The sequence below is a fragment of the Algoriphagus faecimaris genome, assembly GCF_900101705.1.
GTDB classification, from domain to species: domain Bacteria; phylum Bacteroidota; class Bacteroidia; order Cytophagales; family Cyclobacteriaceae; genus Algoriphagus; species Algoriphagus faecimaris.
In genome coordinates this window covers 57,785-72,832 of the sequence record NZ_FNAC01000023.1, presented here as the reverse complement: position 1 = coordinate 72,832, position 15,048 = coordinate 57,785, and the positions used below count along the sequence as shown (strand labels likewise).

Annotated in this window: 11 protein-coding genes; 5 read left to right on the top strand and 6 right to left on the bottom strand. The window is 42.9% G+C overall.

Features of this window, described 5'->3' with window-relative positions; translation table 11 throughout:
• The coding region (locus BLQ57_RS12865; protein ID WP_139162729.1) for a transposase at positions 1-339 on the top strand (339 nt) is incomplete at its 5' end.
• Between the two features lie 87 nt (positions 340-426).
• Here BLQ57_RS12865 and BLQ57_RS12860 read toward each other — a convergent pair.
• Entirely contained in the window at positions 427-3,573 is a 3,147-nt protein-coding gene (locus BLQ57_RS12860; RefSeq protein ID WP_087940275.1) for a PVC-type heme-binding CxxCH protein, read from the bottom strand.
• A 244-nt stretch (positions 3,574-3,817) separates the two neighbouring features.
• Here BLQ57_RS12860 and BLQ57_RS12855 point away from each other — a divergent pair, with 244 nt between their 5' ends.
• Positions 3,818-6,496 carry a c-type cytochrome gene (locus tag BLQ57_RS12855; protein WP_087940274.1) on the top strand — a complete coding sequence of 893 codons (2,679 nt, stop codon included), beginning with the start codon at positions 3,818-3,820 and terminating at the stop codon, positions 6,494-6,496.
• Between the two features lie 98 nt (positions 6,497-6,594).
• Positions 6,595-7,620, top strand: a complete 1,026-nt coding sequence (locus tag BLQ57_RS12850) for a proline iminopeptidase-family hydrolase (RefSeq protein WP_087940273.1) — start codon at positions 6,595-6,597, stop codon at positions 7,618-7,620.
• Between the two features lie 82 nt (positions 7,621-7,702).
• Here BLQ57_RS12850 and BLQ57_RS12845 read toward each other — a convergent pair whose 3' ends face one another.
• The 5 genes from BLQ57_RS12845 to BLQ57_RS12825 form a co-directional block, all read right to left on the bottom strand.
• The gene (locus BLQ57_RS12845) at positions 7,703-8,812 is read right to left on the bottom strand and encodes an acyltransferase family protein (RefSeq protein WP_087940272.1); all 1,110 of its coding nucleotides are present in this window, start codon (positions 8,810-8,812) and stop codon (positions 7,703-7,705) included.
• 79 nt (positions 8,813-8,891) lie between these two features.
• Complete coding sequence (trhA, locus tag BLQ57_RS12840) at positions 8,892-9,548, bottom strand: PAQR family membrane homeostasis protein TrhA (protein ID WP_087940271.1); 657 nt, start codon at positions 9,546-9,548, stop codon at positions 8,892-8,894.
• Positions 9,545-10,384, bottom strand: a complete 840-nt coding sequence (locus BLQ57_RS12835; protein ID WP_087940270.1) for a sulfurtransferase — start codon at positions 10,382-10,384, stop codon at positions 9,545-9,547. The genes trhA and BLQ57_RS12835 overlap by 4 nt, the downstream gene beginning before the upstream one ends.
• Positions 10,385-10,489: 105 nt before the next feature.
• Entirely contained in the window at positions 10,490-11,086 is a 597-nt protein-coding gene (locus BLQ57_RS12830) for a DUF2911 domain-containing protein (RefSeq protein WP_087940269.1), read from the bottom strand.
• Between the two features lie 53 nt (positions 11,087-11,139).
• Complete coding sequence (locus BLQ57_RS12825; protein WP_449353810.1) at positions 11,140-12,852, bottom strand: DNA polymerase/3'-5' exonuclease PolX; 1,713 nt, start codon at positions 12,850-12,852, stop codon at positions 11,140-11,142.
• Between the two features lie 151 nt (positions 12,853-13,003).
• On the opposite strand from BLQ57_RS12825, the gene BLQ57_RS12820 reads away from it, so the two are divergent.
• Entirely contained in the window at positions 13,004-13,408 is a 405-nt protein-coding gene (locus BLQ57_RS12820) for an EVE domain-containing protein (protein ID WP_087940267.1), read from the top strand.
• Positions 13,405-15,024: a hypothetical protein gene (locus tag BLQ57_RS12815; protein ID WP_087940266.1), complete on the top strand. Its 1,620-nt coding sequence runs from the start codon at positions 13,405-13,407 to the stop codon at positions 15,022-15,024. The genes BLQ57_RS12820 and BLQ57_RS12815 overlap by 4 nt, the downstream gene beginning before the upstream one ends.
• The last annotated feature ends 24 nt before the right edge of the window (positions 15,025-15,048 follow it).

Sequence of the window (15,048 nt, the reverse complement as noted above, 5' to 3'; positions counted from 1 at the left end):
ATTTCCAATGCTTATAGGCTCAAAGAACTGTTCAACGAGTTTTGGGACTTTAAGGACAAAGAAGAGGCTGCTGCATACCTTTCCTATTGGTGTGACCTTGTAAAAGAATCCAAGATATTCCCGTTCATGGAGGCGGCCAAAACCATACAGGCACATTGGTTCGGAATTGTAAGCTATACAGAAACCAATTTAAACAACGGAGTCCTCGAAGGCATTAATTCCAAAATACAGTTAGCCAAAAAAAGAGCCAGAGGGTACAGGAACATTGACAACTACATTAACATGATTTATTTCATTGCTGGGAAACTCAAATTCGACTACCCACTATATTCCACATAGAGCCAAAGTTTTTTCAATCTATGAGGTTTCCGGTTTTTGTCCCAGGTGCAAAGCAACTTTTGTTGGGAAGGGGTAAAACTCACTACTTTAATCCTCCATCGGGTGAATTTTCAGTAACTCTTCAGCATTCCAAAATCCTTGCTTATCCTTTACTTCTTCTCTGATTTTTTGTACCAACTCGGGAGAAATAGGAGAAGCTTGATTGCCAAAAGAATTTCTGACATAGGTCAACACTGCGGCGATTTCGGTATCGTCCAGCATCCCCTCGTAGGGAGTCATGGGTACTTGACCGGGGTAGTTACGTCCATTGACTTCCATCTCTCCCATGATGCCTTTGAGGACTATTTTGATCAGTCGCTCTTCATTCCCTGTTACCCAAGGGGTATTTCGAAGTGGAGGGAATTGTGATGCGGTCAATCCGCCACCGTCCAATTGATGGCAGGTGGCGCAGAAGCCTTCACGGGCATAGATTTCTTTTCCCAAAACAAAAAGCTCCCGATCTGATCCAGTCAAATTGGACTTGATATCCTCTTCTTTTTTCTCTTCTACAGAGAGACCATTGATATGAGCTATCGCAGTTTCTAATGTTCTCGGAATCCATGTATCGTCATTTTTTTGTCTTTCGACTTCAGCCAAGACTCGAATGCCTTGCTGCTGTGGAAGCCAAGAGGCGGCTGCAATTACTTCCATCCTGACTCGACCGTGTGGATCAGAGGCTGCGGAGAATAATAAATCCGCTTGGTCTTCGACCTGATGACCGGTATAGCGAAGTACTCTTACTGCAGCGGCTCGAACCCGATGATCATCGCTTTTGAGAAGGTCTCTAAGTAAGTTTTGATTGACTCTGTTGATCCCCCAGGTCACCCAAAGTGCCTCTAAGCGATGGTGTTCATAGCTGCTGTCTGCTTTATCCAGGTTACCAAGCCAGTTTTCTATGGCGCTATAAACTTCCTCAGTTTTCCTGCCACGAAGTTCTCTCCGAGTTCGGTAGCGGGTTCGGTATTCAGGCAGTTTGAGATTTTCCAAGAGTTCAGAAATACTCGCTCCATCAATTTTTGCAGGCTCGACCAAAGGTCGGGAAGGGTAGGTAATCCTATAAATTCGTCCATGCACATGATCGCGAAGCGGATCTCGGGCATTGTGCTGCATATGTCCGATCAGGATATTGTGCCAATCGACTACATACAGCGAACCATCAGGAGCAAATTCCAAATCTACCGGTCTGAAATTCCTATCCTCCGCGGTGATCAAATCCTGCCTCCATTCAGTTTTAAATCCTACCGAATCTTCGATCATTCGATGTTGTTTCGTTCCCAAAAAACCAATGGTATTGTTTAATAAAATATCTCCTTGGACTTCATCTGGAAAATGTCGACTCGATACAAACTCCAGGCCTGAGGTGGGTCGAACCATATGATCTTGCTCCACAAGGTTAGGTCCCTTAAAATTGGAATTGCCGTAGCGAGGTAATACAGATCCGGGAAGCATCCAGTTGAGATTTGGGCCGGAGGTCTCGAGGTAGAAGTTTTGTCCCCAATCGTCAAAAGCGATTCCCCAGGGATTCGGAATAGCGACTTGATTGACACGCTCGAGTTTGTGTCTTTTGGGTTCGTAGCGATAAAATCCTCCGTTGGTTGCCCTCACGGGGCCATAGGAAGTTTCGACATTGGTATGTAAAAACACCCCCTCAGCCATGTAAATAGCACCTGACTCATCGGTGGAATAGGCCGAAATGGCATGGTGGGTATCGTGATCATCAAAGCCTGATAGTAAGATGGTTTCCCTATCCGCCCGGTCGTCTCCATCGGTATCTTCCAATAAAACAAGATTAGGTAACTGAGAGACATACACGCCTTCGGCGGAAAGCTCAAATCCCACAGGAAGATGTAGATTATCGGCAAAAGTTGTCTGCTTATCGGCCTTTCCATCTCCATCGGTATCCTCGAGGATGATGAGCTTGTCTTGAGGCTTGGGATCTCCGGGCTTGTAGTGGGGATAACTTGGCATGGTTGCCACCCAAAGCCTTCCCTTATTGTCGAAGGAAAGCTGAACCGGATTGGCCAAATCTGGAAAATTCTCCTCAGAGGCAAATAGCTCGATTTGATAGCCATCGGGAACCTGAATCGTTTCCAAAGCTTCTGCACCGTACTTATATTCCAAACTTCCGTTTGCCTGGGGATTGTAATTAGTTTCCACTTCCGGCAGGGATCGGGTTTTTGCGTCAGCGGCGGCCAAATCATATTCTTGGTCTTGAGCAGCACTCCATATGGCAGTATCCCGATTTGCAGTGAGTTGGCGGATTTTTTCCAGCTCAAAAGGATAATTATCTGGGCCAAAAGGATCATATCTACGTCCAAATACGTGAACACCATTGGGGATTTTGTAGTCATTGTGCCACATCCAGTTTTTTTCCATCACTGCTTGGTGAATGGCTTCTGTATGTTGTTCTACTTTCCTTCCCGATCTTCCGAATATCCAGTTAGCTAAAGTTTCTGCAAAAAGCTTGTAACCCTCCTCATTCAACTGCGATCCGTCAATAGTAAGCGGTTCATCTGAAAATTTATACCAGTTTTGACTGGCAGAAAATGCGTCTACAAATGGAATTTGGTGTTTTTCCGCGATTTCTCGAATGGCTTGGGTATAAAGTCTGAGGTTTTCATTTTCATTTTCTCCACTCGGGACGTCCTTGATGTCAGATACATCCTCAAAAGCTAAAGGTGAGACGAGAGCTAATTTGGGAGGATTTTTTCCATTGTAAACTTGAGATTTGGAGTGAATTACCCAAGCCTCTAATTCTTCTTTGAAAGTTTGTAGTTTTTCTCTTCCTTGAAAGGACTCACTGTATCCAAAAAAGCCGATCACCCAGTCTGCCTCCATTCGTGTGAGCCATTCATCAGGTTTTTCAAAAAAGCCCTGTGAATCGGAAAATGTTGCAAGCTCATCTTGAAACTCCTCTGCACCAGGAAAGGCCCAAGGGTCATTAGTAGCTGATCGAGGACGAAATCCAGGGGTGTCTCCAGGATCAGCCATATTTCGGATAAATAAATGATAATCAGAATAGCGGAGATGCATTTCTGTTTCAAACCAACCAAAATCCATCATTCGAGAGGCTAAATTTCCACCTACAAGAACAATTCGATCATTGGGCTGGAGAGCAGGAGTATCTTTTTTTTGACAAGATTGGAATATAAAAGCAAATAAAAATATCAGGATGTAGCGTGAATTGGGCTTCATGGGTTATTGGTGTTATGACATGCTCAAAGCAAAATATCTTCTTCTTTTTTGCTATCCTACTCTTCTGAGTATAGGTAAAAGGACTAGAAATATCGCTTTTATATCTTTAGAGATCAAATTAAGAGCGAAGGAGCCCAAGGATAGGTAATATATCTCCTTTTTTATTTAAACGGTAGATTATTTGGTTACTTATCTGTTTTTGTTTTTCTAAATTTCAGATTAAATAAGCCTACCAATCTAACCTATGGAAAATTTATCTCAATACTTAAAGTGGACTTTTTTTACTTCTTTGTTACTTCTTGCAATAGCCTGCCAAGAAAAAACTCCAAGTAGAGCGCTCACCGGTATTCCTAAAATCGATAAACTTAAACTGCCTCAGGGATTTGTGGCAGAGCTTTTATACAGTCCCGGGGAAAATGAACAAGGCTCTTGGGTAGCAATGACCTTTGACGACAAGGGAAGGCTGATTACTGCGGATCAATATGGATTCCTATATCGATTGACTATTCCTGAGGTCGGGTCTGAGGATAGTGTCCAAGTAGAAAAAATGATTGTTGGAAATGTAGCCGAACCTCAGGTGGGAATGGGCTATGCGCAGGGATTGCTGTATGCATTTAATTCTATCTATGTGATGGTTAACCATCATTCGAATGAAACTTTTGAAAAAAGCACCGGATTGTACCGGATTCAGGATTTGGATGAAGATGACCAATACGAAACGATCACTGAGATCCGGACCTTTGACGGTGAGCCTGGAGAGCATGGCCCACACTCGATGAAACTGACTCCTGATGGAAAGCGAATAGTGCTTTCGGCTGGTAATCACGTGGATGTTCCGGAAATGGATCATTATCGCATCCCGCGGGTTTGGGATGAGGATAATTTATTTCCACTGATCAAAGATCCTCGAGGTCATGCTAACAGTCGAACTGCACCTGGAGGCTGGATAGCGACGATCGATCCAGAAGGAGATAACTGGGAAATGATCGCAGCTGGATTTAGAAATGAATTTGATATCGCCTACAACGAGGTGGGAGATTTGTTCACCTATGATTCAGATATGGAGTGGGATTTTGGAATGCCTTGGTATCGGCCAACTCGGATCAACCACGTGACGAGTGGAGCGGAATTTGGGTGGAGAACAGGAAATGCCAAGTGGTCACCCAACTACCCCGATAATTTGCCTGCGATCCTCAATATCGGGCAAGGTTCTCCTACTAATGTGATGTTTGGAACGTCGGCAAATTTTCCCTCCAAATACCGAAAGGCTCTTTATGCTTTTGATTGGAGTTTTGGAATTATTTATGCCGTCCATCTCAGTCCTAATGGCGCGAGTTACGAAGCTACTGCTGAGGAATTCATTTCTGGTTCCCCCCTTCCACTTACAGATGGGACGATAGGTCCAGACGGAGCGATGTATTTCGCTACAGGAGGCAGAAGGTTAGAGTCTGATCTCTATCGGGTGTATTTCACCGGAGAGCTAGACAGCTATCAGCCGATGGCTATGAATGACCTTCCCGAAGAAGCAAAACTGAGGAGAGAGCTCGAATCCTATCATGTGAAAAACCCAAGTGAAGACGGACTTGCTTTAGCTTGGGAAAACCTGGATCATTCGGATCGATTTGTACAATATGCCGCTAGGATTGCCTTGGAGCATCAGCCGCTCGAGACTTGGAAGGAAAAAGCGCTTTCGGAGTCCAATCCTGTCAAGAAAACCCAGTCCATCTTGGCTTTGGCGAGGCATGGGAGCGAATCCGAGGCAGTTTCTATGATTCAGAGCTTGATGGAAATTGATTATTCGTTCCTTTCACAAAAAGAAAAACAGGATTTGCTTCGTGCCATTGAAGTGACCTTATACCGCTATGATAAAGCAGTAAATCCGGTAAAATCCGATTTGATCGGTTACTTATCTCCTAATTTTCCAGCAGAAGATAATTTGCTTAATCGCTCGCTTTCAGTACTTCTGATCCACTTGGATGCTCCTGATGCCGTGGAGAAAACGTTGGCGCTACTCAAAAATGCAAAGGATGATGCTGACTATCAGAAAACTTTTACCTCTTCCTCAGAGCTAGTATTCCGAAATCCCCAATACGGATTAGACATTGCCAATATGCTGGCCAACGTGCCTCCAGCACAGGCCACCTTTTACGCTACTGTTTTGGGTGGTGCAGATACTGGTTGGACAGCAGAAATGCGAGAGGAATATTTTTCTTGGATCAAAAACTCGTTGACAGAATATAAGGGAGGCCGTAGTTATGTTGGATTTCTGGATAGGGCTCGAAAAATGGCTTTGGCTTCAGTAGATCCTGCTGACTTTGAGAAATACGATGAGCTTTCTGGAGGTAAATTATTGACTTCCAGTGGAAACGATATAGCTGAAGCCGGTATTCAACCCGAAGGTCCAGGAAGGCGATGGTCTGTTGATGAGGCCTTGGCTGTGGTAGAGGAACTCGAGTCTAGGGATTTTGTACGAGGGAAAGCGATGTATCAAGCTACCCTTTGTCAATCTTGCCATAGCATGCAGGGAGAAGGCGGAGTAGTTGGGCCGGATTTGACCCAATTGGGAACAAGGTTTTCCAAAAAAGATATTCTCGAAGCGACCATTAACCCAAGCGATGTCATTTCTGATCAATACCATGCGACCGTTTTTGAACTGAAGGAAGGAGGATCGATTGTAGGGAAATTGACAGATCAAGACGAGCAAAACTATTATGTTTCCCAAAATCCATTTGCTCCAGATGATCTTCGTACCATTCCCAAAAGCTCAGTGGATTTCACTAAAAACTCTGAGGTCTCGATCATGCTTCCAGGCTTGATTAATCGGCTGAACGAGGAGGAATTGAAAGATCTGATGGCTTATTTGATCTCAGGTGGAAATGAAAATCATGAGGTATTTGAAAACAAGTCGACAGCCCAACGATAACTTTACTTAAATGGTGGTAAAATCCGTATAATTATGGCTAGGTATTGAGTACAAGATTTATTTGAGCTAACTTAAATTATTGCAAACAACTACAAGCTATGAACAAAATCAATTTACTTTTCATCGGTATCCTTGGGGTATTATTTTCTTGCCAATCAAAGGATCAAAATGACGATGTTCGGTTCGAAGAAACAGTAGAAGTATCGGATGATGGGGTTCGGATGATACCGATCACTACACCAAGTGGAGATTTTGAGGTTTTTACCAAGCGTGTAGGAGATAATCCCACAAAAAAAGTACTCCTTTTGCATGGAGGTCCGGGAATGACTCATGAGCAGTATGGTAATTTCGACGAGTATTTTCCAGGAGAGGATATCGAGTTTATTTGGTATGATCAGTTGGGTTCTGCTCACTCTGATCAACCTGAAGATTCTACGCTGTGGACAATTGAGCGATTTGTAGATGAAGTAGAGCAGGTTAGAACGGCTTTGGGGTTGAATGAGGATAATTTTTACCTACTTGGTCAATCTTGGGGAGGAATGCTCGGAATGGAATATGCATTTAAGCATCAAGACAAACTCAAGGGATTGATTATCTGTAATATGATGTCCAGCTTGGATGAATATGAGAAATACGCCAAGGAAGTACTTGGTCCCCAAATGCCGGCAGAGGTCTTTGCAGAAGTGATGGAAATGGAAAGGAACATGGATTTTGAAAACCCTCGCTACATGGAGTTGCTTGGAGAGTATCATTACCCACAGCATGTCCTTCGGATGGCTCCTGATGAATGGCCGGAAGAGATCAACCGGATGATGTCTCAGGTCAATCCCAATGTATATGTTTACATGCAGGGCTACAGTGAATTTGGTATTACTCCGGGCGCTAGTCTGCGAGGTTGGGATGTGAGAGATCAATTGAAAACGATCACCGTGCCGACACTGGTAGTGGGCGGTACTCATGATACCATGGATCCTGCGCACATGGAGTGGATGTCAACTGAAGTAGCCAATGGCCGCTTTTTGCTTTGTCCCAATGGCAGCCATCTTAGCCAATATGATGATCCGGAGCATTTTTTTCCGGGGGTGATTCAGTTTATCAATGATGTGGATTCTGGGAGTTTTTGAGGAGTCCGAAAGCCGATAAGTAATTTCGAATTTATTCCTCCTAGGGGTGACTCCTTAGGAGGTTTTTTTGATCTGCTTATCTTCAGATTCTAAAGAAAATCCCCTTTCTATACAGAAAATAGCATAAACCCCACATTGCGGCTAGAGCTCCTAATGAAGCAATGAGGAATAAACTCGCCTCTTCGATTCCCATCCAGCTAAAAGCTCCGTCTGTAAAAATGCCTACCGTTTTATTCATCCAGCTACCTAGCAATTCAGCAAAGAGGTAGATAAAAATGGAATTCATTCCCACGATCAAAAAGGGGAATATGCCCTTTCTTCGATTTTTGATATCTACCCACCAATAAAAAAAAGCTAATGCCAGCAATGCCCAACCCCCAGAAGCAAATACAAAGGAGACAGTGCTGATCCGCTTGATAATCGGTGTGATATCGGAAAAGTCCAATCCAAAGCCTAAGATCAATCCGGTCAAACCAGCTAAGGCAATTACCTTTATTTTTTTTGTAGCAGGATTGTCTGATAGCAGTAGATTTCCACACATGGCTCCCCAGATCGTATGAGCAGTTGTCGGGATCGCATTGATGGCCACCCAACCTCCAGCGTTGATTTTCCCCATGAGGAGTTGATCAGTATAATTTCCAAAATTGGAACCATGCTCAAAAGGTGCTTCCGGATGATAAACTCGGTAGAGGATTTCGGTCAAAGCCAAAAGTCCCAAAGAAACTCCAAGTTGGATTTTCCAATCTTTGGTCAATAAAAAATAGGTGATTAGAATCGTGAAGGAAAGCTGCGTCAGTACATTCCAGAGTTCTAAGACCATTTTGCCGGAATACACACAGTGTAGGCCAGTACCAAACAAAAACAAGAAAAAACACCGCTTCAAAATATGAAAGGTTACTTTAGTTCTGTCCTCAGAAAGCGCAATTCGTTTGTTTAAGGAAAATGGCATTGCCACACCCACGATAAACATGAAAAAGGGCTGAATCAAATCCCAAAAGCGCAGTCCATTCCATGGATGATGGGTGAATTGTAAAAAAAGCCGATGAAGACTGTGCTCCTCAGGAAACATCTCCAACAAAGCATCATAAACCAACGCAGCCTCAGCTACCAAAAGAAACATCGTCAATCCACGGTACACGTCCAGCGAAACCAATCGCTGTATTGGTTGGGGTGATAGGGGCCTCATATTCATAGTTTTGGGTCTTATTAAGGTAAAAAAGTATTGTCAAAAGAATTCTAATTTTTGACCAATGGGAAATTCTTTTTTTGAATTAGATCAGTAGGGAAATGGCAATAAAATGAGCGATAGTACCTCCTAAAACAAACATGTGCCAAATGGTATGGTAATAAAGCTTATCGCTTTTTACATAAAAATATACTCCGATAGTGTACGAAAGCCCGCCTGCACCGATCCAAAGAAGCTGCGAAAAGCTGAGTTTTTCAATCAAATCGTTAAGGAAAAACAAGGCCAACCAACCCATTGTGAGATATATGATGACCGAAAGAGTTTTGAACTTTCCAGTGAAAAAGACTTTGAAAAAAGTGCCAATAAAAACCGAGATCCATATTACAGAAAGGAAAATATAAGCCTGCTTAGTATCTAATATAGTCCATAGCATAGGACTGTAAGAGCCTGCTATCAGGAAATAAATCGAAATATGATCCCAAATCTGAAGTTGAGCTTTCCTCTTTGGACGGATTGCTGCATGGTAGGCAGTAGAGAAACTGTAAACCATTAAGATTCCTAGGGAAAATGCGAGATTGGTAATAAAAAACGCCAGCGAACCCTCAGAGAAGGATTTAAGCAGCAAAAAAGGAATACCCACCAAAGCCAAAATCAACCCCAAACCATGCGAAAGGGCATTGGCAGGCTCTTCGGAGGGGGTTTGAGGTCGCTTGACTTTGATGGACTTTCTCTTAAAAATCACGGTTTTTCTGTTTTGCCAATCGGTTTATTGTTTCTACTCCATTCACTCCATGAACCTACGAAGAGTTTGGGGATCTTTAGTCCAGCATAGTCCATGGCCAGCAGGGTGTGACAGACCGAAACTCCGGAACCACAGTGCACAATCACTTCTTCATTTTCATTTAAATAAGATTCATATTTCGATTTTAATTTCTCGGGATTTAAAAATCGGCCATTCGTATCCATGTTTTCTGTGAGGGGGATATTGATAGCTCCCGGAATATGGCCAGCAATTAGATCGATGGGCTCTTGCTCGCCCCGGTATCGCTCAGCAGATCGGACATCGATGACTACGGTTCCATTTTCCCCTACTTTTTCTTCCACTTCGGCCATTGTGACTATGGGAAGTTTCCATTTTTCTCCAGGATAGGCGGATGTTGGAGATGGTTTTGATTTTCCTTTTTCCAAGGGGAATTCTTTTTCTATAGCCGCTTGAATGCCACCTTCTAAAACCTGCACCCGATCATGTCCCAAAGCCCGAAGCATCCACCAAAATCTTGAAGCTGAATTCGCCCCGTTTTGATCATCGTAAACTACCACATGCGTATTGGGCTCAATTCCCAAATTCCCCAAAACAAAACAAAAGTCAGAAACATTGGGTAGCGGATGCCGACCTCCATCCGCCAAGTTTGCTTTGATAGCTGCCAATTCCAGGTTTGGATCTACAAAAACTGCTCCCTTCAGGTGGCCCTGCTCAAAGAGCGCTTTGGGATCAGTACTGTTTCTGGCATCTACTAGGATAAAATTTGATATAGCACTGATCTTTTTAAGTTCTTCTGCTTTGAGGATAGGTGTCATAATTTTTGATTTGGTCTCTATTGTAAAGCTATCGATAGCAAAGGCATAAAAACAAAAATCCCAGCCGTTTTAGCTGGGATTTTGGAAAGAGAAATCGGTTGGACCTTAAAACTGACTCTTAAACTGTTCCATTTTTTGATCTACGAGTGTGTCTATCATAAAGGAGACCTTTACCCCTTCCCATGCCATGGTCACCTTGGCTATTTTATTATCTTCAGCGGAAATATGGTACTGAAGACGTTCCGTATTTCCTCCTCTTTCGGTGGTACCTTTCAACGCAATTGCATCATCTTTGGCAACCGCTTCTTCGTCAATTTTCCCTTCTTTCATGTAGGCAAAAACTGAAGCGGCTTTGCTATTCAAGTGAACGGTCCAATCGCCACTTTCTGCAGGAGTCATGAATATAGAGTATTTACCAGCTCTAAGAGTTTTGCCTCCGATGCTGACAGGAGTACTGAATTCGATAATCGTTTGGGCATTGGCACCGGCTCTCCAAGTGACATCGTATTTTTCGATTTCACCGAAGATTTTTCTTCCCTTTACGGCAGGAGAGGAGTAGTCGATGCTGATTTTGGTGAATCCGACAATCTGGGAAACACTCGCTGCAGGACTCAATGCGGGAGCTTGGATCTGAGCCATGGCTGAGAAGCTTCCAAAAATGACCATTGCAAATACAAGGATAAGAGAATTGATTTTGTTCATACTATTTGGATTTGGGTTTGTTTGGGTAGGTAACTGAAATTTATATCACATGTTTAATTTGTTTGCTTGATTTTAGCCTTTCGGTTTTCGAAATATTGAGTAATTTCTTCTCGGTTCATGGCATTTAATGTCAAATGGGAAGTTAAGCCTCCTTTTCTTCCCACTAAGACTCCGTACTTCATGTCCGCATAGCCTTCCATTTCATGTGCATCGGGGTTGATGGCTAGTTTCACGCCTTTTTCCATAGCATAGCGAACCCATCTCCAATCCAAATCTAAGCGCCAGGGGTTAGCGTTGATTTCGATCACTACATTATGCTCAGCACAGGCATCGATGATTGTTTTGTGATCGATGGGATAACCTTCTCTTCGGAGCAAAAGCCTACCTGTCGGATGACCAAGGATGGTGGTATAGGGGTTTTTGATCGCAGTGAGCAGGCGATTTGTGGCTCGAGTAATATCCATATTCAGGATGGAGTGAACTGAGGAGACGATAAAGTCAAACTTGGAAAGAATTTCCTCGGGATAATCCAGGCTGCCATCTCCAAGTATATCGCTCTCGATTCCTTTGAAAATCCGGAAAGGGGCAAGTTCTTGATTGAGAGTGTCTATCTCTTCGTGTTGTTTGAGAACTTTCTCGATCTCCAGCCCGCCCGCGTAGCTAGCTGTCCTCGAGTGATCCGAAATACCCAAGTATTCATAGCCCAACTCTTTACAGTATTCGGCCATTTGCCGAAGGCTATGTTTTCCGTCGCTATAGGTGGAGTGATTGTGCAAAATCCCCTTGAGGTCTTTTTCTTCCAAAAGTTGGGGAATCTTAGCCTCTTTGGCTAGGCTGATTTCATCAAATCCTTCTCGCATTTCGATAGGGATGTATTGGAGATTATTTTGGTTGAAAAATTCGGTATCATCCTTAAAACCATTTTTCATCAGCTTGTCTGCGACTGTCTCTTGCTCATCGATCAAAGTCTGCAAGTGTAGGGGAGAGGCACTCAAACTGTAGTGCTTTGCCGCAAATTCTTTCAGCTCGCAAAAGTGAACGGCAAAATTTAAATCCAGATCTTTTATCTTACCCCGTAGGCATAGTGGCCCAGAGCTTTTGAGGTCTACCTCAAAGTTTTCTACAGCTTTAATCTGTTTCTTTTTTGCAAAAAGTGCATCCGAACCTATCAGCCATTCCGCGGTAGAAATGATTTCCATTTTGCGGGCGAATTCCCCCACCACTTTTACTTCGGCATCAGAAATCTGCTCCTCGAGTATTTTACTCAGCTGTTCGATCACTTCCTCTATGTCTGCATATAGCCATTTCCCGGCGTTGGAAGCTTTGAATTCTAGATTTTGAATGATGGTTTCTTGCGTTTTTTCACCAAAACCTTTGATTTTGGCTACTTTGCCACTTTGACAAGCCTCCATCAGTTCATGTGTCGATGTGATTCCCAATTCTTCCCACAGGGTTTTTACTTTTTTAGGTCCCAAGCCTTTTATTTGAAGCACTTCGAGGATTCCCTGGGGAGTTTTTTCGATCAGTTGGTCGAGTTGGGGAAAAGACTCAGAAGCCTTCAGAGAGAGAATAGCCTCGAGAATACTTTTTCCCACGCCTGGGGTTTTGCTCAATTCCTGCTCACTCAGACTCATGATGTCCGCATCTCCCCGCTCAAGGGAATTGAGGGCAGACTGATAGCTGCGGATTTTAAAAGGGTTTTCGTCGTGAAGCTCCATCAGTTGTATGCAGAGCTTGATTTTTTTTAAAATGGTCTTGTGGTCCAAAACTTTACTATTTTAGGCTTTAATGGAGACAAATGTGCAGAATTATTGTTTCAATTTAAAGTTTAAAAATCTATCTTAAATTCCTGCCTTTAGAAAGGCGTTGGTGACCTTGGTAGGTTTATATTTTCAAAGATAGAAAACGTAAAAGTTTATGAATCGTAATTATTGGATGGTAAAAAGTGAACCTAATTCGTATTCTTGGGAGGATTTTGAGGAGAAAGGTGTCGATATCTGGGATGGTGTTCGGAATTATCAAGCAAGAAACTATTTAAAGGAAATGAAGCTCAAAGATCAGGTGCTTTTTTATCATAGTGGTAAAGAAAAAGCAGTGGTAGGACTGGCAGAGGTGTCTACTGAGGCCTATCCAGAGCCTAATGCCGAAGATTGGGTTGCCGTAGATTTGAAAGCTGTCAAAAAACTTAAATCTTCAGTGAGTCTTGCTGCAATCAAAGCAGAGGAAAGGCTTTCTCAATTACCTATGCTGAAGCAATCCCGCCTCTCCGTTTTGCCGGTGAGCAAAGAAGAATTTGAACTATTGATCAAAATGGCCCAATGAAATATTTCGTCCCCTTTTTATTTTGTTTGTTTCTCTATTTGCCGGCACAGTCTCAAGTGAAATTTTTGTCTCGATATGAAGTTGAGTCGGATTACTTTGATCCCTTATTTGAGATGGTGCCTTCTGCCTTTGGTTTGGTGTCATTTCGGACTTTGCCCCAAAAAGGTCAATTCAATAAAAGAACCTTTCAATACTTCGTCTCCAACGAAGACCTCGAATCAGAGGGCTTGATCGAACTTCCTGTAAAAGATGGATATGACATGGTCGGATACGACACAGATAAGGAATACCTTTTTGTGCTTTTTCAAAGAGGAAGAACCGTGGGAGCCAATAAATATGTACTCCAAATCAATCTCAACGATAAAAAAGGATTTGAATATACATTAGGCAATCTCTTGGAAATGGAGTTAAATGAGTTTTTGGTCCAAGGTCGCAGTGTGATTGTCATGGGAATGCCAGATACCCGTCCGGTGATTCAAGTATATGATTTGGATGATAAATCGACCCATACTTTGCAAGGGATTTATGGGAATGATACACAGATTCTGCAAGTAAGAAAGCGGGAAGAAATTGAGTCGTTTGAGGTGGTCTTAAGTAGAAAAGGGAAGTATCGGGAGCGGGAGATTAGCATTAATACCTATGACTTAAGTGGTAACCTGCTGAGGGAAGTCAAGGTGGAACAGTTTGGTGAGCAAGGTCAAGAGATCATGAATGCCTTCCTTTTTTCATCAGAGGGCTACAGACAAATGATGGTAGGGGCTTATGGGTTGGATCGACGTGATTCTTACCAGGGGATGTATGTGTTGGATATCAATGAGTTTGGAGAGTATGAGGATAGGATTTATACCTTGGAGGATTTTCCCAATTTTTACAATTACCTTGATGAGAGAGCTAAGGCCAGAAAGGATCGAGAGATAGACAGAAATGTAAATAAAGGCAAGGTGCCAACTATCCGCAATAATTATGCGATCAGAGCCATAGTCGATTCACCAGAGGGTTTGTTGGTGTATTTTGATCATTATGATATCATCACCACAAGAACTAACTTCAGGGGGATTAATTCTCCCATGAATCTGTACCGAAGTGATAGATGGACACGTCCGGGGATGGCAAGTGCCAATGATTTATTCTTTTTGAATTCTGCGACTAACCCTGTTTCGGGCTTTCAAGTCGATACGGAGTTTTCCTACCTTTCAGCACATTTTGTACAGTTTGGAAAAGAGGGTCAAGTTCTCTGGGATAATGCGGCCTCCTTTGACAATATGCAGACGAGGTATCAGGTGCCTTTTGGAGAAATGGCAAAAGTCGATGATGAACTCTACCATGCTTATGTGAGAGAGGATAAGATTATGCTGGCCTACTTCAAGGATGGAGAGAAAGTGTTTGACAATCTTGAGTTTGATATCAAACTAACGAATGAAAATGAGCGGATCTCGCAGACCAATCGAGAAACACTCCAACTCGTGCATTGGTACGACCGATATTTCCTACTATCGGGTACTCAAAAAATCCGCTATCAAAAAGAAAACGGCTCAGGCGCTAGTCGGGACGTATATTTTGTGACCAAAGTTTTGTTTGCGGGGGATTTGTATGAGCCTGAAGAGAAACTGAAGTAGAATTTATTTTTATATTTACCCGCA

Coding starts and splice junctions, on each gene's coding strand:
- BLQ57_RS12860 (WP_087940275.1), bottom strand. CDS start 3,573: ATGAAGCCCAATTCACGCTACATCCTGATATTTTTATTTGCTTTTATA.
- BLQ57_RS12855 (WP_087940274.1), top strand. CDS start 3,818: ATGGAAAATTTATCTCAATACTTAAAGTGGACTTTTTTTACTTCTTTG.
- BLQ57_RS12850 (WP_087940273.1), top strand. CDS start 6,595: ATGAACAAAATCAATTTACTTTTCATCGGTATCCTTGGGGTATTATTT.
- BLQ57_RS12845 (WP_087940272.1), bottom strand. CDS start 8,812: ATGAATATGAGGCCCCTATCACCCCAACCAATACAGCGATTGGTTTCG.
- BLQ57_RS12835 (WP_087940270.1), bottom strand. CDS start 10,384: ATGACACCTATCCTCAAAGCAGAAGAACTTAAAAAGATCAGTGCTATA.
- BLQ57_RS12830 (WP_087940269.1), bottom strand. CDS start 11,086: ATGAACAAAATCAATTCTCTTATCCTTGTATTTGCAATGGTCATTTTT.
- BLQ57_RS12820 (WP_087940267.1), top strand. CDS start 13,004: ATGAATCGTAATTATTGGATGGTAAAAAGTGAACCTAATTCGTATTCT.
- BLQ57_RS12815 (WP_087940266.1), top strand. CDS start 13,405: ATGAAATATTTCGTCCCCTTTTTATTTTGTTTGTTTCTCTATTTGCCG.